Consider the following 21,789-nt stretch of genomic DNA (forward strand, 5'->3'; position numbering starts at 1 on the left):
AAAAAAGTTGAGATTTCTCTTGACAAACCGAAGAAAACATTTTTAAATATTCTTATCAATAAATAAGAACGATGTTTGATAATATCAAAAAGGAGGGGACGTCATGTCTGTTAAGAAAAAAATTATGAAAACGATGGACGGGAATGAGGCCTGCGCCACCGTTGCCTACCACTTTACCGACATCGCTGGCATTTTCCCCATTACCCCATCTTCTCCTATGAGTGAGAGGGTTGACGAGTGGGCCGCGGCCGGACGCAAGAACATGTTCGGCCAGCCCGTCACCTTGGTGGAAATGCAGTCCGAGGGTGGCGCCTCCGGCGCTCTGCACGGCGCGGCGGAGGCCGGCGCCATGGCCACCACCTTTACCTCTTCCCAGGGCTTGCTACTGATGATTCCGAACCTGTACATTATGGCCGGTCACCGGATGCCTGCCGTGTTCCACGTGGCTGCACGCTCGGTGGCACAGCATGCCAACAACATCTTCGGAGACCACCAGGACGTCATGAGTTGCCGCGCCTGCGGCGTAACCATGCTATCCACCGCCAGCGTCCAGGAGGTCATGGACCTGGCCGCTATCGCCCATCTAACCACCGTCAAGACCCGGGTGCCCTTCATGCACTTCTTTGACGGCTTCCGCACCTCTCACGAGATTCAGAAGATTGAGACCATTGACCTAGACGCGGTTGCGAAGCTGATGGACCGCGACGCTCTGGAGGCGTACCACCGTATTGCCATGAACCCTGAGCATCCCGTTCAACGTACCACCGTCCAGGGGCCCGATGTCTACTATCAGTCCCAGGAGGCCAACAACGGCGCTTATAACGCCATTCCGGGCATTGTGGAGAACTACATGCTGGAGATCAACAGGATCACTGGCCGGGATTACCACATTTTCAACTATTACGGAGCCAAAGACGCGGAGCGCGTCGTTGTCCTGCTGGGTTCCGCCTGCGAGGCTACCCGGGAGGTCGTGGATTTCCTGAATGCCAGAGGCGAAAAGGTCGGCATGCTGCAGATTCACCTGTACCGGCCGTTTGACATGGAATACTTCCTCAGCGCCATGCCGAAAACTGTGAAGAAGGTCACAGCTATGGACCGCTCCAAGGAGCCCGGCGCGATTGCCGGCGCCGTCTATCTGGATGTCTGCGCCGCTTATGCCAATAACAGGAATGCCCCAGCCATCTTCGGCGGCCGCTACGGCTTGGCCTCTAAGGACGTCACACCCGCCCAGATCAAGGCTGTGTTCGACAACATGGCCTCAGAGGAGCCCCGGCAGATGTTTACCATCGGTGTGGTGGACGATGTGACCCACCTGAGCCTGAATGTGGAGGAACCCCTCATCACTGAGTCCGGGGACACTGTCAGTTGCAAATTCTGGGGTCTTGGTTCCGACGGCACGGTAGGCGCCAACAAGAACTCTGCCAAGATCATCGGTGATCACGCCGGGATGTACACCCAGGCGTACTTTGAGTACGACTCCAAGAAATCCTATGGCATCACCAAAAGCCACCTGCGTTTCAGCAAAAGCCCTATCCGTTCCACCTATCTCATCAAGGCTGCGGACTTCCTGGCATGCCACGCCCAGTCTTACATTACCCGCTATGATATGATCCACGAGATCAAGGACGGCGGTACTTTCCTGCTGAACACTTCCTGGACCGGCGAGGAACTGGAGAGGAACCTGCCCGGCGATGTGAAAAAGTATATTGCTGATCACCGGATACAGTTTTACACCGTGGACGCCAACCGGATAGCCCGGGAGCTGGGCCTCGGCAACCACGCCAATCTGATTTTGCAGTCCGCATTCTTCAAACTGGCCAATGTCATGCCTGTGGAGGAGGCCGTCCGCTATATGAAGGAGGCCGCTCGAAAGACCTATGCCAAGAAGGGTGAGAAGGTCGTCAGCATGAATCTGGCCGCTGTGGACGCCGGCATCAACAGCCCCGTGAAGATAGAGGTTCCCGAGGTCTGGTCTCAGGCCGCCGATGACCACACGGTGGATGAGGATCTGCCCGATGTGGTGAAGAAGATTGTGGTTCCCTGTAACCGTCAGCGGGGCGACGATCTGCCCGTGTCCACGTTCCTGGCCCACCAGGACGGCACCTATCCACTGGGAACCTCCAAGTACGATAAACGTGGAATTGCCAGCGCACTGCCCAGCTGGGACCCCACCAAGTGCCTGCAGTGCAACCAGTGCACCTTTGTCTGCCCCCACGCGGCCATCCGTGCCTACCTGGTGGATGAGGCGGAGGCCCAGGCGGCTCCCGCCGGCTTTACCCTGGTGGATGCCAAGGGCGCGCAGGGCCTGAAATACCGCCTGCAGGTCAGCACGATGGACTGCACCGGTTGCGGATCTTGCGCGGCCTCCTGCCTGGCCAAGGACAAGGCGCTGACCATGCGGCCTGTGGATGACACGATGTACGACGAGACCAACTGGAATTATGCACTGTCCCTTTCCGACAAGCCGGGTGTGTTCAACCGTAAGACCCTGAAGGGCAGCCAGTTCAGCCAGCCTCTGGTGGAGTTCTCAGGCGCCTGCGCCGGCTGCGGTGAGACGCCCTATGCCAAGCTCCTGACGCAGCTGTACGGCGAGAAGACCTACTGGGTCAATGGCGTGGGCTGCTCCCTGGCCTGGGCCGGTGCATTCCCTTCTCTGCCCTACACCGTGAACAAGGAGGGTCGAGGTCCCGCTTTCTACGGCACGCTGTTTGAAGACCAGGCGGAGAACGGCCTTGGCATGGCACTGGCCGTCAAGCAACGCCGCGGCGCTGTGAGACTCCAGGCAGAGAAGCTGCTGCCTATGGTGACAGGTACCGAGCTGGAGAGTGCGATCAACGCCTGGATCGCCTCTTTCGACGATCTGGACGCTAACGACGCGGATGCCCGCGCCCTAGTGTCGGCCCTGGAGGCGGCGGAGCTCACCGGAGAGGCCAGAGGCTTGGCGGGCGACATCCTGTTGCACCGGGATCAGCTGAGCAAGAAGGTGGTATGGCTCTTTGGCGGCGATGGCTGGGCCTATGATATTGGCTACGGAGGCCTGGATCACGTCATCGCTTCCGGTGAGGACGTCAATATATTCGTGGTGGACACGGAGGTGTATTCCAACACCGGTGGGCAGTCCTCCAAGGCCACTCCCGTGGGCGCCTCCGCGAAGTTCGCTGACGGAGGCAAAAAGACCGCTAAGAAGGATTTGGGTCGATTGATGATGACCTATCCGAACGTGTACGTGGCCTCCGTTGCCATGGGAGCTAATCCTGCGCAGCTGATGAAGGCTGTCACTGAAGCCGTAGAGCACAAGGGCCCCTCTATCATCATCGCCTATGCCCCCTGCATCAACCACGGCATCAAGGCCGGCATGAGCAGCGTCCAGGCGGAGATGAAAAAGGCTGTTGACTGTGGCCTGTGGCCTCTCTACCGCTATAACCCCGACAAGGCGGAAAAGCCGTTCTCTCTGGACTACAAGGAGCCCTCCCTGCCGGTCAGTGAGTTCTTTGAAGGCGAGGTCCGGTATGCCGGACTGAAGGTCAAATATCCTGAAATGGCCGAAAAGCTGTTTGCGCAGGCACAGCGCGAGGCAAATGAGCGCTATAAAACCTATGTGCGGCTGGAAAAGAGCTGCAACGAGGGCTAATACCATTTATTCTTTCCATAGACTCTCTCCCTTTAACACCGGAGGCGGAGCGGCTCAGCCGCTCCGCCTCCGGTGTTACGGAAGGTGTAAGCCGGCGCGGGCTAGGAGGGCGAAGAAAAATACGGCGACTTGCACAGATGGCTCGACTATTACCGGCTCCTGTGATATACTATTCGCAGGATATTTTTATGAGGGGAGGGCCTTACTATGGGCGGACAGACAGCAGGGAACGAAAAACATATTTGCACAGGCCTGTTTGCCCATGTGGATGCGGGTAAAACCACACTGTCAGAGGCTATGCTGTACCAGAGCGGCGCCCTGCGCCGTCTGGGCCGGGTGGACCACCAGGACGCCTTTTTGGATACCGATCACATGGAGCGGGAGCGGGGTATCACGATCTTTTCCAAGCAGGCAGAGCTCTCGCTGCCGTGGGGGACGATGACGCTGCTGGATACCCCCGGCCATGTGGACTTCTCTACCGAGGCAGAGCGGACGCTACGGGTGCTGGATTGCGCAATTTTGGTGATCAGCGGTACCGACGGTGTCCAGGCGCACACCCGGACGCTGTGGCGGCTGCTGGAGCGCTACGGTGTGCCGGTTTTTATCTTTGTGAACAAGATGGACCTGGCAGGGGCGAAGCGCGGAGCCTTGCTGGCGGATCTGAAGCGATCCTTGGACGATGCCTGTGTGGACTTGACCACACCCCATTGGGCGGAGGAGGCCGCTGTGTGTGATGAGGCGGTGCTGGAACGGTACCTGGAGACCGGAGAGGTCTCCGACAGGGATGTTGCGGCATTGGTGGCGGAGCGGAAGCTCTTCCTCTGCTTTTTCGGTTCCGCTCTCAAGGTGGAGGGGGTGGACGCTTTTCTGGAGGGCCTGAGCCGCTTTGCGTCAGCGCCCCGGTATCCGGAGGAATTCGGAGCGCGGGTTTTCAAGATCGCCCGGGACCCCCAGGGGAATCGTCTCACCTACCTCAAGGTCACAGGCGGTACGCTTCGGGTGAAGGACTTATTGACCAACCAACGCCCGGACGATTCGGAGGAGTGTTCCTGGACGGAAAAAGCAGACCAGCTGCGGGTATACTCCGGCGCCAAGTTCCACACGGTGGAGGAGGCTCCGGCGGGCACTGTCTGTGCCGTAACCGGGTTGAGCCATACCCGCCCGGGAGACGGGCTGGGCTTTGAAGCCGATTGGGAGGGGCCAGTACTGGAGCCAGTTTTGACTTATCAGGTAGGGCTGACCGACGGTACGGACCCCTATACAGCCCTGGGCCGTCTGCGGCAGCTGGAGGAAGAAGATCCCCAGCTGCACCTTCTCTGGAACGAGGGGACTCGGGAAATCCATATGCAGCTGATGGGAGAGATACAGCTGGAGATTCTCCAACGCCTGATCCAAGAGCGGTTTGGCATGGAAGTGGCCTTTGGCAGCGGCACTATCTGCTACCGGGAGACGATCGCTGCCCCGGTGATCGGCATCGGCCACTTCGAGCCGCTGCGTCACTATGCGGAGGTTCATCTCCTACTGGAGCCCGGAGAGCGGGGGAGCGGGCTGCACTTTGCCTCCGCCTGCCCAACAGACGTACTGGATTTGAACTGGCAGCGGCTGGTGCTGACCCATCTGGCGGAGCGGGAGCACCCGGGGGTGCTGACCGGCTCCCCCATCACGGATATGAAGATTACGCTTCTGACCGGCCGTGCCCATGACAAGCACACGGAAGGCGGCGACTTCCGCCAGGCCACCTATCGGGCGGTGCGTCAGGGGCTCATGCAGGCGGAGAGCGTGTTGCTGGAGCCCTGGTATGAGTTCCGCCTGGAGCTGCCGGCGGAGCAGGTGGGGCGGGCCATGAGCGATTTGCAGCGGATGAACGGGGAGACGGCCCCGCCGGAACTGGACGGAGGAGGGACGGCGGTGCTGACCGGCGTGGCGCCGGTAGGAGCCATGCAGGGCTATGCTCGGGAGGTGGCGGCCTATACCCGGGGACAGGGACGACTTTTGTGCCAGCCGGGGGGGTATCGCCCCTGCGCCGGTGCGGAGGAGGTGATCGCTGCCGCCGGTTACGACCCGGAGCGGGATGTGGAGAACCCGGCGGACTCCGTATTCTGCGCCCACGGCGGTGGCTACTCCGTGCCCTGGGACCAGGTGCGCGCCGCCGCTCACCTGGAAAGCGGACTCGCCCTGGACACGCCGGAGGAGGAAGATCCGGAGGAACCGGCTCCCCGGGAGCGGCGCTCCTACGCGGGCACACTGGAGCAGGACGAGGAGTTGCGGGCCATCTTTGAGCGGACTTACGGCCCGGTGAAGCGACGGGCCTTTGTGCCGCCCCGGGAGCCGAAGCGCCCTGTGGCGGAGGGCGCGGCCCGGACCATCCGGGAGCAGGCGTCCGGCCCGGAGTACTTGCTGGTGGACGGGTACAACATCATCTTCGCTTGGGACGAGCTGAAGGCTATTGCTCGGGAGAATCTGGATGCCGCACGGAAGGCCCTGTGCGATCTGCTGTGCAACTACCAGGGCTTTCAAAAGTGTGAGGTTATCGCGGTCTTTGACGCCTACAAAGTCAAGGGCGGACAGGGCAGCGTGGAGAAGTACCACAACATCCACGTGGTCTATACGAAAGAGGCGGAGACCGCCGACGCTTATATCGAGCGGGCTACCTACGAAATCGGCAGGAAACACCGGGTGAAGGTGGCCACTTCCGACGGCCCAGAGCAGCTGATCATTTTGGGCCACGGCGCGCTGCGGCTCTCCGCATCGGCATTCCGCCAGGAGATGGAGCACGTCCAGGGCCAGATTGCCGGCGTGCTGGAGAGCAACAACCGCCGTCTCAAAAGCGGTGCGCTGCGGGCCGCTCTGGAAAAAGCCCGAAGAGAGGAGGAATCGAAGTGCTGACAGGTGGCATTGCCGCTGTGGTGGCAGCTCTTTGCGCCTTGACCCGCCGCCTTCTCTGGGACCACCCTGCCTCCGCCGGGGGCGTGATACAGTTTAAGCCCCTATGGAACCGGGGCGCGGCTTTTGGCCTTCCCGTGGGACGGCGGGCGGTAGCGGCCCTCTCGGGGCTGTGCCTGACCTGGGTGTGGCTGTGCCGTGGCCGAAACCCCGTGGGTGCGGGACTATTACTGGGCGGAGGCGCCAGCAACCTCTGGGAACGGCTTTGCCATGGGCGGGTCTTTGATTATGTCCACTTCCCTAAAGCGCCGGGTCCGCTGCGGCACTATGTCTTCAACCTGGCGGACTTTGCGATTCTGGCCGGCGTACTGGCGCTGCTGCGAAAGAAACACTGAGAAGAATACTCGGAGCGGCTTCTCAGGAAAGGGGACAGGAAATCAGTTTGTCCGGCTATTTTGCCGCCATCAAGGAAGGGACCGCCCGAGGGCGGTCCCTTTTTATTTTTGCCGGCCGAAAAATTTGCCGGCCTTGGTTCGTGTTCTCAGTGAAGGGAGTGAGAGCTGCGTGTATCCATCTGGTACCGATGATTCCATCAGCCGCCTGGTGGCGGAATACAGCCCCATGCTGTTGCGGCTGGCCTGCACCCGCCTGCACAGCCCCGCCGACGCAGAGGACGCCGTGCAGGAGGCATTCCTGCGTCTGCTGACCGCAAGCCCGCGGTTTCGGGACGCACAACACGAGAAGGCATGGCTGATCCGCACCACCCTTCACAGGGCCGCCGACATACAAAGGGCAGCGGCCCGCAAGAATGTCCCTCTGGAAGAGGCCGCCGGAGTACAGACGGAAGAGAGCGGGCTGTTGGCCGCGGTCCGCAGTCTGCCGGAGAAGTACAGTGCCGTGCTGTACCTGCACTATTATGAGGGGTATTCCATCAAGGAGATCGCAAAACTGCTGGGCGTGCCTGCCCCCACGGTGGGCACCCGCCTGGCGCGCGGCCGGGAACGGCTGCGGCGGCTGATCAAGGAGGAGATTTCATGAACCGCGAAACCTATCGCAGGGCCTTTGACGACATCCCCTTCTCCGACGACTTCGAGACGCGGACCATCAAGCTGTTGCAGGACCGCGCCCGGAATCAGGAAAAGGAGAAGATGACCATGACGTTTTCTAAGCATCGCAAGCTGGCGGTAACTCTTGCCGCCGCCGTGGCCGCTCTGGCATTGTCTGTGTCCGCAGCTGTGCTGTGGCTCAGTCCCGCCCAGGTAGCGGAAGAGATCGACGACCCGCTGTTGGCTCAGGCCTTTGACGGGGATGAGGCGCTGGTCCTGAACGAGACCGCTCAGGCGGGAGAGTACACGGTTACTCTGGGGGGCCTGGTCTCCGGTACGGGTATCTCCAACTGGTGCGGCGACGTGGAGGAGAGCCGTACTTACGCCGTGGTATCCGTGGCTCGGACCGACGGTGCGCCCCTGACGGATGAGAACTACGACGTGTCGGCCAGTGGTACCTTCACCATTACGCCTCTGGCGGAGGGCTATCCGCCCCATGCTGTGAACGTGTTCACTCTGGATGGCAGCTGCGCCTCCTTCCTAGAGAGTGGAGTGGCCTATTACCTGCTGGACACGCAGGATATCCAGCTGTTTGCGGACCGCACCGTGTATCTGGCGGTGTATCAGGGCTTTGTGCCTTCCTATAAGGAGTTCTCCGTGGCGGAGGACGGCTCCATTACCATGCGGGAAGATGTGGTGGGCTGCATGTTTACCCTGCCTCTGGATGCGAGTCAGTCCGATCCTGAGGCCGCCCGGGCCTTGGTGGAGGCTGCCGGCCTGCCTACAGAACCCATGACCGACAAGGAACTAGCGGCTCTTGAGCAGGAGGCCCCGAAAGTGGCGGAAGTGGAGACTCCCGGCGGCATCGAGCTTGTAGAAGTGCCGGGCCATGGCACCGTTACCGCCATGCAGGCCCAGGCCGCCGCGGAATACGAGGCCTACATGGAACGGGAATCGAAGCGTCTGGCGGAGGCGGTGGAAAACGGGACCCTCTCTGAGGAGGCGTATAAGCAGGCAGTTCAGGAGATGGAGGAGTCCCTGGCGGGACTGTGGGACGGCACCCGCTCTCCCGACTGGCATGCCAATCCCGACGACACAGAGGTCCTCCGGACAAAACCCTCCGGCGCGGCGCTGTCCGCCGGAGACAACTGAATCCACGGTCTGAGGCGGAGGAAGCAATTCCTCCGCTTTTTTTCAGAAGGGATTGACAGAGGAATTTTTCTGTGCTATTGTACTAGATACGTAATACACCAATACAATCATATAAGGAGGCGCCGCATGATGCCGTTATTGGATGTGCAGCATTTACAGAAAACCTATACGACCCGTTTTGGTGCTCACCAGGTGCAGGCCCTGGCCGATGTGTCTTTTACCGTGGAGCCGGGGGAGTATGTGGCCATTATGGGAGAGTCCGGGTCCGGCAAGACCACATTACTGAATATTTTAGCAGCACTGGACCGCTCCACAGCGGGAGAGGTACTGCTCGGCGGCAGGTCCCTCTCTGCCATCCGGGAGAAACAGCTGGCGGCGTTCCGCCGATCTCATCTGGGATTCGTGTTTCAGGACTTCAATCTGCTGGATACCTTTTCCCTGCGGGATAATATCCTCCTGCCGCTGGTGCTGGCAGGGGAGCGGCCCGCTGCAATGGAGCGCAAGCTTATGCCTTTGGCACAGCGTCTAGGAATCTCGGAGCTGCTCTCCAAGTATCCCTATGAGGTATCCGGCGGACAGAAACAGCGCGCGGCGGTGGCCAGGGCACTGATTACGGCGCCGGAGCTGATTTTGGCAGATGAGCCTACTGGAGCCCTGGACTCCCGGGCCTCTGCGCGTCTGCTGGAGCTGTTTGAGGCTATTAACCGGGAGGGGCAGACCATTGTGATGGTTACGCACTCGGTAGAGGCTGCCAGCCACGCCGGCCGGGTATTATTTCTGCGGGATGGCAGAGTCTATCATCAGCTCTTTCGGGAGGGAGAGAGTCGGGAACACCAGGTCCGGCGCATCTCTGACGTTCTGACGGGACTTACTCAGGGAGGGGAGCAGGATGCGTGAGTATAGCTTCTTTCCTCGGCTGGCTCTGGTGAACCTGACGAGAAACCGGCGGTTTTACGGCCCCTATCTCGTCTCCTGCGGCGGCACCGTAGGGATGTATTACGTGCTGCGCTTTCTGGCGGGGACGGAGACGCTGGCTTCGGTGCGCGGCGCGGCATATCTTCAATCCATGATGAGCATTGGCTGCGCCGTGGTGGGGATCTTCGCGGCGGTTATTTTGCTCTATGCCAACAGTTTCGTCATGAAACGGCGGCATCGGGAGCTAGGGCTCTATCACGTGTTGGGGCTGGAAAAGAGACATCTGGCCTGGGTGATGCTCTGGGAGACGCTGTACTGTGCGCTGGCGGCCTTGGGATTGGGACTGGTAGCGGGAGGGGTGCTATCCTATCTGGTGCCGCCGCTGCTGCTGGGAATGATCCGGTTTCCTATGGAATTCACCGTGCATCTCAGCGGCCGGGCCATGTGGGAGACGGTGCAGCTGTTTATCATCCTCTTTGGTCTGACGCTGCTGGCTAATTTCGCGCGCCTGCACAGGTCCCGGCCGGTGGAACTGCTGCGCTCCGCTCAGACCGGGGAGCGCGAACCAAAAACAAAGCGCCTGCTGGCGCTCGTGGGGCTTGTGACTCTGGCCGGCGGTTACGGCCTGGCTGTCACGATTCAGGACCCGGTAGAGGCCATGGTATGGTTCTTCGGCGCAGTGCTTCTGGTCATGGTGGGGACATACTGCATCTTTACCGCCGGCTCCATCGCCCTGCTCAAGGCCTTGCGGGCCAACCACAATTTTTACTATCAGACGCGGCACTTCACCGCAGTATCTGGGATGCTGTACCGGATGAAGCAGAACGCGGCAGGACTTTCCAACATCTGTATTCTCTCCACCATGGTGCTGGTGACGGTGTCGACCACCGCCTGTTTGTATTTCGGGTTGGAGCAGATGGCGGCACAACGTGCGGCGGAGAACGCCCTCAGCACTGCCGAGGCTGCGGAGATGCTACAGGAGTACGCTGTGATGTACGGAGGGTTCTTGTTCCTGGGACTGTTTTTGGGGGCGGTGTTTTTGCTGGCCACGGTGCTGATCATCTATTATAAACAGCTCTCAGAAGGCTATGAGGACCGGGACCGCTATCGGATCATGCAGCAGGTAGGTATGACACCGGAGGAGGTCCGAGGCTCCATCCGCAGTCAGATTCTGCTGGTATTTTTCCTGCCGCTGGGCATGGCAGGGCTGCATCTGTTGGCGGCATCCCCCATGCTCTGCCGGATGCTGGAGCTCTTCGGACTACAGAACGCACCTCTTTTTGCCGCCTGCGCTGGCGGAACGCTGGCGGTGTTCTGCATCGTCTATGCGCTGGTTTTTATTCTGACGGCTCGCACTTATAACCGGGTGGTGAGAGAGACAGAATAGAACTTGGGTGTTGCTTTCCGCCTGACACACAGATTTCATCAGAATTTCACGGAGTTTCGATAGAGAAACAACAGAAAAAACGATATATTTTCCTTAACAGTATCTTGACAAACTGTATCAACTGTACTATTATAGATAATACAGATAAGGCGAGGAAGCAGATTGTTGAAGAAATGGTCTTCGCTGCATCGTATGATAAGCAGATAAGGAGGAACACTCCATGAAAATTTTAATCACAACTGATTGGTATTCTCCGGCGGTGAACGGCGTTGTCACCTCCGTGAAGAATCTCCGGCGGGGGCTGGAGGCACGGGGACATGAAGTCCGGATTTTGACGCTGTCCCAGACGACTCACTCCTGGACAGAGGATGGTGTGACCTATCTTGGTTCTGTTCCGGCAGGATTGGTCTATCCAGGCGCCCGCCTGCGCACGCCTATGGTGCGGCGCTGGACTCAGGAACTGGTGGCCTGGGGGCCGGATGTGGTGCATTCTCAGTGCGAGTTCTCCACCTTTTTCCTGGCCCGCCGGATTGCTGAATATTTGGACGTTCCACTGGTGCATACTTATCACACGGTTTACGAGGACTACACCCACTACTTCTCACCCAGCGTCCGTTTTGGGAAGAAGGCGGTGGCCATGTTTTCCCGCTGGGTGGCGGCACAGACAGATTGCCTCATTGCTCCGACTGTCAAGGTACGCCAGCTGTTGCAGGGCTATGGGATCAGCCGGCCGGTGTTTGTAGTTCCTTCGGGGATTGATTTGGACCGCTTCAGCGGAGAAACGGACCCCATCCGACAGGCAGTACTGCGCCAGAGCCTGGATATTCCACAGGAGCATCTGATCCTGGTGAGTGTGGGACGGCTGGCGGAAGAAAAAAATTTGGAAGAGCTGTTGCATCTCCGCGCTGCCATGGGGGAGGCGCCTGTCACCCTGCTGCTGGTAGGCGGCGAACCGGACAAGCTTCGGCTGGAAGGTATCGCGGCCGGCTTGGGATTAACAGCGCCGGCGGTGGTGTTTGCCGGCATGGTGCCCCCTGCCCAGGTGCCGGACTGGTACCAGTTGGGGGATCTGTTCGTCAGTGCCTCTACCAGCGAGACCCAGGGCCTCACCTATATTGAGGCGCTGGCTGCCGGCGTGCCGGCGCTGTGCCGCGCGGACCCCTGTCTTGCCGGAGTGATCCGGGAAGGAGAGAACGGATGGCAGTATCGTGATAGAGAGGAATTTCAGCAGAAGCTGACGGAGATCCGGCGTCAGCCGGAGCAGTTGGCGGAAATGTCTGCTGCGGCCCGGCGCTCTATGCAGACATTTTCTATACACGCGTTTGCGGAACACATGGAGAGCATCTACCTCAGTCAGATGGCCCACCACGGAGGAGGCAGGCAGGAGGTGTCCGCATGACAAAAGAGAGAATGACTCTCCAGGTACTTTCTCTGGCAGGTCTTGTGGCCTGCGTCATCCTAGCCCTGTGGGGATGGAGGACGGGGGTACTGACCTCTCAGGAGCAGATGCAAGCGCTGGTTCACAGCTGTGGCGCAGTGGGCGTCGTCCTGTTCATTCTGTTCCAGGCGGTGCAGGTGGTGGTGCCGGTGCTGCCGGGCGGCATCGGGTGCCTGGCAGGGGTGCTGATTTTTGGACCAGTGTGGGGCTTTGTCTATAACTATGTCGGGATCTGCATCGGTTCTCTGGCGGCCTTTGCGGTGGCGCGTAACTGCGGCAAACCCCTTTTGACCATGCTGTTTTCCGAAAAAACCATTGCCAAGTACAGCCGATGGGCAGAGGAACGCAATCGGTTTGCACGGCTGTTTGCACTGGCTATTTTTCTTCCTGTAGCACCGGATGACTTCCTATGCTATTTGGCAGGGACGACGGAGATGAGCTGGCGGCAGTACACAGCCATTATCCTGCTGGGCAAGCCCTTTGCCATTGCTCTATACAGCCTGGGGCTGACCGTGGTATGGCAGCATCTGGTGACGCTGCTGCAATAAAGGAGAAAAAACGATGCGGATTTACATTTATACAGGCGGAGAAAAGGTCGTTGGGAAAAGCGGCGTGGGACAGGCAATCCGCCACCAAAAGTCCTGCTTGGACAGATGCGGAGTTTCGGTGACGGAGCGCTGGACCGCGGATACCGCCGCCGTCCACATCAATACGGTTCTGCCAGACTCCGTCCTGACCGCGCTGGGCGCTCGCCTGCGGGGAAAAAAGGTGGTCTGGTACGGACATTCCACCATGGAGGATTTCCGAAAGTCCTTCCGGGGTTCTGATCTGCTGGCGCCGCTGTTCCGCCGCTGGATCACCTTTTGCTATGGCCTGGGGGATGTGGTGATTACCCCTACGGAGTATTCCAGCCATCTGCTGGCGGGCTATGGAATCCGCAAACCGGTATACAGTCTCTCCAATGGCGTGGACACGGCATATTTCCACCCGGACCCGGCGCTGCGGGCTTCATTCCGCAAGCGGTATGGTTTGGGAGAGGAAAAGGTGGTGATCTCCGTGGGACATACCATCGCCCGCAAGGGGCTGCTGGACTTTTTGGAGCTGGCACGCCGGATGCCGGAGGTTCGGTTTCTCTGGTTTGGGTGGACAGACCCACGGCTGCTGCCGAGAGAGATCAACGACGCCTTGGATGCCGCTCCCGACAACGTGATGTTTCCTGGCTATGTGGACCGGGAACAGCTGCGGGAGGCCTACTGCGGCGCAGATGTGTTTGCCTTTCTCAGCCATGAGGAGACCGAGGGAATCGTGGTCTTAGAAGCCTTGGCCTGCGGGATTCCCACTGTGCTGCGGGATATCCCGGTCTACGAGGGGTGGCTGGAAGACGGAAAAAATGTATACAAAAAGTTGAATATAGACAGATTTCAACAGACAGTAGATGGAATTTTGAAAAAGACGCTTCCGGACCTGACAGCGGCGGGGCGCTGCGTAGCAGAGACCCGCAGTCTGGAGGCCGTGGGGGAGCGGCTCCGGGACATCTACCGCAGAGAGCAGATTCTGCCTCCTCCCAGACAGACAGCACCTGCATTTTCACCCCATAGGGCTGCGCTTAGACGCAGCAACTGGTTCTCCAGGCTGTAAAAGTATCCGGCACCTGGCGGAGAGTTCGCCATGCCCGTACCGGTCTTTGAACGTGGTAACTGTGTACGCTGACCAACACAGTATCATGAAATATAAAGAACGATTATGAGGTGTTTTTACGGGAGAGTAATGATGGCAAAACATGAGTTTGGTATCATGGAAAGAGCGCCAAGCCCCGGGGAACGGTATGACACCTATGAGCCGGAACGTTATGGGTGTATTTCCGTTCCAGATGAGGACCTGGAAGGGCTTTTCGCAGATTTGAGGATCAATGTCTACTGGCATACTCTGGACCGGCCGGAAAAGGGGCTGGCGTATTGTGGTATTACGCTGATCCCGCCGGATGCCGTTCCCTCGATTCTGGCGGACATAGACGGGGTGGAGAAGCTGACCCCTCTGAAGTCGCTATTGTTGCAGGCAAGGGATGAGAATAGGTTTGTGATTCACTACGGACTGTGAATTCTCAGAAAAGTACAGACCTGGAATTGACTCAAGGGCCTCCCGTCTGATAAAACCATCAGACGGGAGGCCCTTTCCATATCCCGGTGCTTATATCAGTGCCACGATCAGCCATATCAGCCCGATTGCGGCCGCGCCCATCAGGGTGTAGACCGCCGGAGAGAGATTCCGCCAGACGCGGCTGAAGCGTCCGTGGTCTCCGCTGGCATAGTTTCGGGCCACCCGGCGGGCCTCTTCCACCAGCTCCCGAGAGGTAATGCCCTCTCCAGCTGCATCGTTGCGGACAATAAAGATCGCTTGCTCAAAGAAACGCTGGTCCGGGGAGTCGATGACCACAACCCGTCTGGAAATACCTTTCACCATTGTCAAATGCCTCCTGCTGCGTTGATACATCCATTTTGCCGCAGGACCCAGTCCTCTATACCCGTCTCACGCCATTTTTTTCTTCCGGCAGTGGACGGTAGAAGACCTGCACGCCGCAGTCGTCTAAAAGGTGTTCTCTTCGGATGCTTTCCGACAAAATGAGCCCTGCCAGCACCTGGGGGTCCTCGCCCTCCCAGCCGGCCAGCAGGTCCAAAAGCCACTCGTCTCGGCTGGGGTCCGCCACACCATCACTGATCATCACCGCGAAGCTGCCGGGCTCTAGGCGGACAGTCGTCACATCCGGGGATGCCGGGGTTCCCCGCAGCCCGGCTGGAAGGCTTCCACCGGTCACACGCCGGACGGTGCCGCCCTTTTTGAGGTAGCTGGGTGCGGCGCCGAACTTATAAAAGGCCGCTTCACCCGTGGAGGGCTGGAAGGCGCAGAGGTCGATGGTGGTAAAGCTACCCGTCTCCGCTCCACGGAGGGCCATGGCGGCATTCAAGGTTTTTAGAGCCGCCTCCGGCTCAATGCCGGCTTCCAGAAACTGCCGCAGGAGACGGCAGGTCAGAGCGGACTCCTTGCGGGCAGGCTCGCCGCTGCCCATGCCGTCCGCCAGCAGCAGACACCAGAGGCCATCCTCCCGCTGGAAGGACACCAGCGTGTCGCCGCAGACGGTTTCTCCCTCCTTAGGACGGAGGGCGGCGCCTACCTGACAGGGGGGAGCAGACTCCCGCTCCCGGGTAAGAATCCCTGCCGCGCCGGAGGCCGGGACGGATTCCCCCAAACCGGCAGCGGTGGCAGTCAGCAGCTCGCTGAGCTGGGCGTACTGCCCCCGGGCGCTGCGGCGGGTTTCCTCCAGTTGGCGCCGGTACTGCCGTCGCAGCAGATAGGCGGAGAGTTCCCCATTTACCGCAGTGATAAAATCCGGCAGGTGGATGCAGCGGTCCGAGAAATACTGTGGAAAATCCTTGGCCATGGCACGCCCCCGCTCCAGAAGATAGGGCGTTGCGTCATTTAGGGCATTGAAGGTGCCGGTATATTCCTTCTGCCAGCACAGCGTACAAAGCGCACAGCCGCGGCATACCCGTTCCGCTGCCCGGTCAAAGACAATGGCGGGATTCTCCTCTGTAGAGGGCGGCGTGCTGCGGCCCATGCTGTCATAGAGGTCTCGCAGCGCACCGGCAGCTTTATTCAGGCGTTCCTTCAGCTGATTTCCTGTCTGGGAGGCAGGCTCCGCCCGCTTCACCCGCTTGCCGCCAAAGAGACGCCCAGGTAGCAAAAGGAAGACAGCCATGCCCAAGAGAGCCTCCACCAGCAGCGGCTGGGAAAAGGGTTCCTCAGCGGGCAGCAGGGCAGCCAGAACGGCGAGGAGAAAAGCCACCGCCGCTGTGGAACGGCGATGCCCCTGTCGGCTGCCTGCCAGCAGTCCCGCAAAACCGAAGCCCGCAGTAAAAAGTCCGTTGCCGCTGCCAGTGCACAGGTCTACCGTCAACCCAAGGCCAAGGCCTATGGCGGCGCCTGCGGCCAGCCCCTGGTCATAGGCGGCATAGGCCAGCAGTGTGCACAGCGCCGCGCGGCCCAGGGAGATGCCAAGCAGCGTCAGGTCCATGAAGGCCAGCAGCAGCGCAGCCGTGAGAAACAGCACCCCGTCCCTGAGAGGGCGCTCTCCATCCGGCTGCAGCAGCGGGCGGAAAAACCAGGCAGAGGCACCAGTCAGGCCCACCGCAGCAAGGCATGGCGTCAGATGCTCCAGGGGGGAGAGGGACTGGGCGACGTAAATGCCCTGCACAGCCAGAGTCAGGCCAGCGGCGGTCAGGACCTGCGCCTTGGGACTTCCCAGAAAGGAGCTGCCCCGGAAGGAGGTGGCGGCCGTGAGAATTAAAATGGCGATCGCCAGATGGGGTAGCGCCTCCGCAAAGTCTAAGAATAACAAGCTGCCTGCAGCCGTGCCTGCCAGGGCGGCCGCACCCGGAATTCCCGGACCTGCCGCCGCCACAAGACCTAGGGCGAAAGGAGCATACCCTCCGGTAGTCTGGCTGGCAGTCAACGCCGCTGCCAGGAAAAAACGGATTCCGCACTCCAGCAGCCATGTTGTCTGCCGCCGCTCTCCTATGATTGGACCGTGTTCCACAGCCTGTCCCTCCTAAACGTGTGTTTTCCTTATTTTACCGCCCGATCTGAGAAAATCCCGTCGCAATCCGGCGCGGCGGACTGGAAAGGCGGAAAAAGCACACGATTTTTGATTGCAATCCCCGGGAAAATCCGTTACACTATTCCCGTTGACATGGAAGGAGGCACACCCATGCGTATCGGCAACGTGGAGATTCCCTCTCGACTGGCGCTGGCGCCCATGGCGGGAGTCACAGACGCAGCGTTTCGCCAAATCTGTGCTGAAATGGGCGCGGGTCTGACCTGTACCGAGCTGATCTCCTCTAAAGCCCTGTGCTATCACGATAAAAAAACATTTACCCTGCTGCGGCAGTTTCCAGGAGAGCATCCCGGCGCGGTGCAGATTTTTGGCAGCGATCCAGTCTGTATGGCGGAGGCCGCCCAGATCGCTTTGGAGGCCACCGGTGCGGACCTCATTGATATCAATATGGGCTGTCCCATGCCGAAGATTGTGAACAATGGCGACGGCGCCGCCTTGATGAAAGACCCGGACAAGGCGGGAAGGATTGTGGAGGCCATGGTAAAGGCCGTCCCCGTGCCGGTGACTGCGAAATTCAGACGAGGCTGGGACGCGGGGAGCTGTAACTGCGTGGAGTTTGCCAAAACGCTGGAGGCGGCCGGAGTCTCCGCTGTGGCAGTCCACGGGCGTACTCGGGCTCAGGTTTATGGGGGACATGCAGACTGGCACTGCATTCGGCAGGTGAAAGAAGCAGTGTCCGTCCCTGTGATTGCCAACGGCGACATCTGGAAGCCGGAGGATGCGGCCCGCATCCTGCAGCATACCAAGGCAGATATGGCGATGATTGCCCGGGGCTGCTTTGGAAACCCCTGGCTGTTTGCCCAGGCCAAAGCGGTGCTGGAAGGCCGTCCCATCCCACCGCTGCCGCCTCTTAGCGAGCGGTGTGACACTGCTGTGCGCCAGATTGAGCTGGCGGCGGAGCTTCGGGGAGAGCGGATAGCGGTGCTAGAAGCGCGAAGACATTACTGCTGGTATCTCAAAGGAGTGCCTCATGCCGGCTATTATAAAGAGCAGATCGTCCGCATGAACACACTGGAGGATGTCTACCAAGTAACGAAAGGAATCAAGCGTGACTTGAGATGAACGAGGAACAACGATGGATTGCCGCCGCCAGGAATGGCGATCAGGAGTCCTTTGAAAAGCTTGTCCGCCTGTATGAAAAGCGGGTGTTCTCTCTGACAAGCCGCATGTGCCGCAACAGTGCGGACGCGGAGGAGGCGGCACAGGAGGCGTTTTTGGCCGCATGGCAGGCCCTGCCCGCGTTTCGGGGAGACGCCAGCTTTGCGACGTGGCTGTACCGCTTGGTTTCCAACGCATGTGTGGATATTCTGCGGCGGGAGGGACGGCATCAGGTGATGGCCGGCCCCTCTCTGGACGACGAGGAGAGCAGTCCGGAGCCGCCGGACAAAAGTCCTTCCCCCCATGCCTTGGCGGAGCGGGCAGAGCTGCGGCGGCAGATTGAGGCTGGGCTGGCGGCGCTGCCTCCCGAATACCGGCAGGTGCTGATCCTGCGGGAAATCCATCAGTGTACGTATGACGAAATCGCCCAAATTTGCTCCATAGACCTTGGAACTGTCAAGTCCCGCATCAACCGGGGCCGAAAGCGGCTGAGAAAAATCCTGCTGGAGAGCGGGAACTTTTCCGCAGCGGGAGCGTCTAAAAAGACAGAAAAGGAGGGCTGCAGATGAAAAGCTGTGAGGAATATGCGGCTCTGCTGGATCTGTATGTGGATGGAGAGCTCTCACCCCAGGAGATGCTTCAAGTCCGGACGCATCTTGAGAACTGTCCGGGATGTCAGGCTTATGTGGAGGATGCGCTGGCGATTCGCGCGGCCTTTCCGGAGGCCGAGGATGTTGAGGTGCCCAGTGGCTTTGCGGAATCGGTTTGCGCAGTGATCCAGGCTGGCACGGCCCCACGGAGAAGGAGGCGCGCCCTCTGGGTCAAGACAGCCCTGCCTATGGCTGCCTGCTGCGCGATTGTAGTTCTGCTGGCGAACCTGCCGGGGCTCGGTCAGGACCGCGAGATTACCGCAGATACGGCTGCCGTTGCGGCACAAGATCCTGCGGGAGGAGTTCCAGACGTGCAGGAAGAGGCGCGGATGGAAACGCCTGAAGAGGACAGCGAGGAAGAGAACGCGCAGGAGAATCTGGCAAAGACAAATGAAGCCAACAGATCAACTGCGGTGGTTCCCTTTGCGATGCAGAAAGCAACAGCCGGGGAGGAGCCTGCAAAAAGCGACCATCAGAGCGTGGAGGATCATTCAGGAGACAGCTCCGCAGAGGAGTCTGCAGGCCGGGAGATCATGAGTGAGGAGACACTAGATCCCAGTGCTCCGCCAGCTCCAGAGTCCCAGCTATCCGGCGAGATATCCGATGCCCCACAGGCCATAAGCGGTGATGAAGCGGAGGCTTGGGTGGAATACGGCAATGTGGTGTTTGCCGCCGTGGTCTATCTGCCGGAGGAGATCGTTGGAGACGCGCTGGAAGGCTTTGAAGGAAAACCTTACTCCAATGCCAACCTCCCAGAGGAGGGCGTAATCGGCATCGGCTATGCGATGGGGCAAGAGGATTTTGAGCATGTTCTCTACGACGTGCTTGACTATCCTTTGGGACCGGTGCTGAATCAGGACCGCACTACAGAGCTCAGCTGTATCGTGGTGACGGAGGACGGCACCTCTGTACCAGCAGAATAGCTAAAAAAGCGGAAGCCATTGGCTTCCGCTTTTTCTTGCTTTTCCTGCCGGTATCTGCTATCATAATACTGACAGGTGCCATCTCCCTGTCCAAGCGCTCCTGGCGGGGCGTTCGTTCGATGAACCGGATGGGTCCATCGTTCTCTAAACAAAAAAATGGAGGCTGTGCGGGCCTTACCCTGCACATTTTTTGACGCCTCCGACAACTTGAAGGAGGTCTTTTTTTATGTCTCATTCCCGATTTTCCACCCACCAGCTGGCATTGGCTGGCATCATTGCCGGTATTTACGCCGGCTTGACTTTGCTACTGCCAATCCCGCAGTATCTGGGGGTACAGTTCCGGATTGCAGAGGCCATGACGGTGCTGCCCTTTCTTTGCCCGGCAGCCATTCCCGGACTGACAATCGGGTGCTTTCTGGCGAATCTCTTAGGCTCTCCCATGGTGATGGACTGGGTGTTCGGCACGGTGGCCACGCTGCTGGCAGCCCTGTGGACATCCCGGCTGAAAAACCGCTATCTGGCGCCTTTGCCGCCAGTCATCTGCAACGCGGTGATCGTAGGAGCAGAAATCGCCTGGTTTTTTCCGGAGGGCATGAGCTTTTGGGCCGCCTACGGCCTGAATGCATTTACGGTAGGAATCGGAGAGCTGGCTGTGTGCTGTTTGCTGGGACTTCCTCTGCTGAAGTGGGCAGAGCGGACACCTGCGCTGCTGAAAAGAGTATGATGAAGAAAGCCGTCAGACTCTTGCTGGTCTGACGGCTTTCGGGCTTTCCAGGAACCCGCTATGTCCCACAAAAGAGAGGGAAAATCGTCACAGAACATTGCGTCCGCAGACGCGATTTGGCGGGGAACCAGCACTTCGGCGGCACTTAGCGCAAGACAGGAGGCGGGGTAAATTGCCGCGAAGCGGGAGAGTGTGGACCGGTGTCCGCTTTTCACGATCAGCTTTTCGGAGCCTGGCCAAGTTCGGAAGAGTGCCTGGACGTGATAGCACCAGGATAGAACTGTTTTGTGCAAGCAAATCATTACCGGGCGGACACACAGTGTCCGCCCGGTAATGATTTACCACGCTTAGTTTGGAGGACCCTCCAAATTCCCTGAAAGAAAGGCCTGTCGGGTAGTCTCTGCGTCAGCGGCAATTTGAGATTTTAGAGCCTCCAGGGAGTCGAAACGGATTTCATCCCGGATATGCCGGAAGAATTCCAGGCGGAGGGTCTCTCCGTATAAGTCACCATCAAAGTCCAGGAGGCAGGCCTCCACGGTCACGTCGGTGCCGTTGTCTACAGTGGGGCGGGTCCCCACATTGGTAACAGCAGGGTAGGCGGAGCCGTCCGGCAAGGTGACTCGGGTCACATAGACGCCGTGGCTGGGTACCAGCACATGGGATGGAATCACGAGGTTGGCGGTTGGGAAAAGGCGGGACGAGCCAATGCCCCGGCCATGGCGGACAGTGCTGGTAAGGGTGTGGGGGTGCCCCAGATAACGGTGCGCCCGCTCCACCTGACCCAACTCCACAAGCCGCCGGATATAGGAGGAGCTGACAGTGATGCCGCCCAGTTCCACCTTGGGAATGATATCGCAGCCCAGGCCCAGCTCCGCACAGGTCTGCATCAACAGCTCCGGTGAGCCCTGGTTTTTATGCCCGAAGTGGTGGTCATGTCCTGCCACTAGATGGATGGCATGGTGCCGCTTCACCAGAATTTCAGTGATGTAATCCCGCCAGGAGGTGGTCATCATCTCCTGGTCAAAGGGGACCATGATGACCTCCTGAATGCCATAGAGCCGCCGCATCAGATCCGCCCGGTCCTGGGGGGAATTGATGAGGGGACAGGGAATCCCTGTGACCACCTCCTTGGGAGGACGGTCAAAGGTGAATACCGCTGAGGCCACGCCACGGCGGGCGGCCTCCTCCACGGTGCGCCGCAGCAGGGCGGCGTGGCCCAGATGGACTCCGTCGAAGAAGCCCAGGGCAATGACTTTTTCCTTTGCGGACATAG

18 protein-coding genes are annotated in these 21,789 nt (G+C 59.5%); 15 read left to right on the forward strand and 3 right to left on the reverse strand.

What is annotated here, in order from left to right; all coding sequences use genetic code 11:
• Positions 1-103 precede the first annotated feature (103 nt).
• The 11 genes from nifJ to KJS55_RS10720 all read left to right on the forward strand — a co-directional run bounded on the left by nifJ (position 104) and on the right by KJS55_RS10720 (position 14,549).
• Complete coding sequence (nifJ, locus tag KJS55_RS10670) at positions 104-3,631, forward strand: pyruvate:ferredoxin (flavodoxin) oxidoreductase (RefSeq protein ID WP_213543315.1); 3,528 nt, start codon at positions 104-106, stop codon at positions 3,629-3,631.
• Positions 3,632-3,838: 207 nt separating this feature from the next.
• Complete coding sequence (locus KJS55_RS10675) at positions 3,839-6,517, forward strand: translation factor GTPase family protein (RefSeq protein ID WP_187029676.1); 2,679 nt, start codon at positions 3,839-3,841, stop codon at positions 6,515-6,517.
• The gene (locus KJS55_RS10680; RefSeq protein WP_187029678.1) at positions 6,511-6,909 is read left to right on the forward strand and encodes a signal peptidase II; all 399 of its coding nucleotides are present in this window, start codon (positions 6,511-6,513) and stop codon (positions 6,907-6,909) included. Before KJS55_RS10675 ends, KJS55_RS10680 begins: the two co-directional genes overlap by 7 nt.
• 169 nt (positions 6,910-7,078) lie before the next feature.
• On the forward strand, positions 7,079-7,552 hold the full coding sequence (locus KJS55_RS10685) for an RNA polymerase sigma factor (protein WP_213543316.1): 474 nt from the start codon (positions 7,079-7,081) through the stop codon (positions 7,550-7,552).
• The gene (locus tag KJS55_RS10690; RefSeq protein ID WP_213543317.1) at positions 7,549-8,712 is read left to right on the forward strand and encodes a hypothetical protein; all 1,164 of its coding nucleotides are present in this window, start codon (positions 7,549-7,551) and stop codon (positions 8,710-8,712) included. The genes KJS55_RS10685 and KJS55_RS10690 overlap by 4 nt, the downstream gene beginning before the upstream one ends.
• A 129-nt stretch (positions 8,713-8,841) precedes the next feature.
• Positions 8,842-9,609 carry an ABC transporter ATP-binding protein gene (locus KJS55_RS10695; RefSeq protein WP_283093715.1) on the forward strand — a complete coding sequence of 256 codons (768 nt, stop codon included), beginning with the start codon at positions 8,842-8,844 and terminating at the stop codon, positions 9,607-9,609.
• Positions 9,602-11,014: an FtsX-like permease family protein gene (locus tag KJS55_RS10700; protein ID WP_187029686.1), complete on the forward strand. Its 1,413-nt coding sequence runs from the start codon at positions 9,602-9,604 to the stop codon at positions 11,012-11,014. Before KJS55_RS10695 ends, KJS55_RS10700 begins: the two co-directional genes overlap by 8 nt.
• A gap of 220 nt (positions 11,015-11,234) precedes the next feature.
• The gene (locus KJS55_RS10705; RefSeq protein ID WP_213543319.1) at positions 11,235-12,413 is read left to right on the forward strand and encodes a glycosyltransferase family 4 protein; all 1,179 of its coding nucleotides are present in this window, start codon (positions 11,235-11,237) and stop codon (positions 12,411-12,413) included.
• Positions 12,410-13,000 (forward strand): TVP38/TMEM64 family protein, encoded by a 591-nt coding sequence (locus tag KJS55_RS10710; protein WP_187029690.1) that lies wholly within the window; start codon positions 12,410-12,412, stop codon positions 12,998-13,000. Before KJS55_RS10705 ends, KJS55_RS10710 begins: the two co-directional genes overlap by 4 nt.
• A gap of 13 nt (positions 13,001-13,013) precedes the next feature.
• Positions 13,014-14,090, forward strand: coding sequence for a glycosyltransferase family 4 protein (locus KJS55_RS10715; RefSeq protein WP_187029692.1), 1,077 nt, complete (start codon positions 13,014-13,016; stop codon positions 14,088-14,090).
• A gap of 156 nt (positions 14,091-14,246) precedes the next feature.
• Positions 14,247-14,549, forward strand: a complete 303-nt coding sequence (locus tag KJS55_RS10720) for a hypothetical protein (protein ID WP_228300516.1) — start codon at positions 14,247-14,249, stop codon at positions 14,547-14,549.
• Positions 14,550-14,639: 90 nt separating this feature from the next.
• On the opposite strand, the gene KJS55_RS10725 is transcribed toward KJS55_RS10720, so the two are convergent.
• Together KJS55_RS10725 and KJS55_RS10730 are read right to left on the reverse strand one after the other, a co-directional pair.
• Positions 14,640-14,912, reverse strand: coding sequence for a hypothetical protein (locus tag KJS55_RS10725; RefSeq protein ID WP_187029696.1), 273 nt, complete (start codon positions 14,910-14,912; stop codon positions 14,640-14,642).
• 55 nt (positions 14,913-14,967) lie between these two features.
• On the reverse strand, positions 14,968-17,043 hold the full coding sequence (locus KJS55_RS10730) for a SpoIIE family protein phosphatase (RefSeq protein ID WP_213543320.1): 2,076 nt from the start codon (positions 17,041-17,043) through the stop codon (positions 14,968-14,970).
• A 171-nt stretch (positions 17,044-17,214) separates the two neighbouring features.
• Here KJS55_RS10730 and dusB point away from each other — a divergent pair, with 171 nt between their 5' ends.
• From dusB to KJS55_RS10750, 4 genes are all read left to right on the forward strand, one after another.
• Positions 17,215-18,183, forward strand: coding sequence for a tRNA dihydrouridine synthase DusB (gene dusB, locus KJS55_RS10735; protein WP_187029700.1), 969 nt, complete (start codon positions 17,215-17,217; stop codon positions 18,181-18,183).
• Positions 18,180-18,788, forward strand: a complete 609-nt coding sequence (locus KJS55_RS10740; RefSeq protein ID WP_187029702.1) for an RNA polymerase sigma factor — start codon at positions 18,180-18,182, stop codon at positions 18,786-18,788. Before dusB ends, KJS55_RS10740 begins: the two co-directional genes overlap by 4 nt.
• Positions 18,785-19,792 (forward strand): anti-sigma factor family protein, encoded by a 1,008-nt coding sequence (locus KJS55_RS10745; RefSeq protein ID WP_213543321.1) that lies wholly within the window; start codon positions 18,785-18,787, stop codon positions 19,790-19,792. The genes KJS55_RS10740 and KJS55_RS10745 overlap by 4 nt, the downstream gene beginning before the upstream one ends.
• Positions 19,793-20,018: 226 nt before the next feature.
• The gene (locus KJS55_RS10750; RefSeq protein WP_187029706.1) at positions 20,019-20,516 is read left to right on the forward strand and encodes a QueT transporter family protein; all 498 of its coding nucleotides are present in this window, start codon (positions 20,019-20,021) and stop codon (positions 20,514-20,516) included.
• A 347-nt stretch (positions 20,517-20,863) separates the two neighbouring features.
• On the opposite strand, the gene ribF is transcribed toward KJS55_RS10750, so the two are convergent.
• The gene (ribF, locus tag KJS55_RS10755; protein ID WP_213543322.1) at positions 20,864-21,787 is read right to left on the reverse strand and encodes a riboflavin biosynthesis protein RibF; all 924 of its coding nucleotides are present in this window, start codon (positions 21,785-21,787) and stop codon (positions 20,864-20,866) included.
• Positions 21,788-21,789 lie beyond the last annotated feature (2 nt).

The organism is Pusillibacter faecalis (genome assembly GCF_018408705.1).
Lineage (GTDB): Bacteria > Bacillota > Clostridia > Oscillospirales > Oscillospiraceae > Oscillibacter > Oscillibacter faecalis.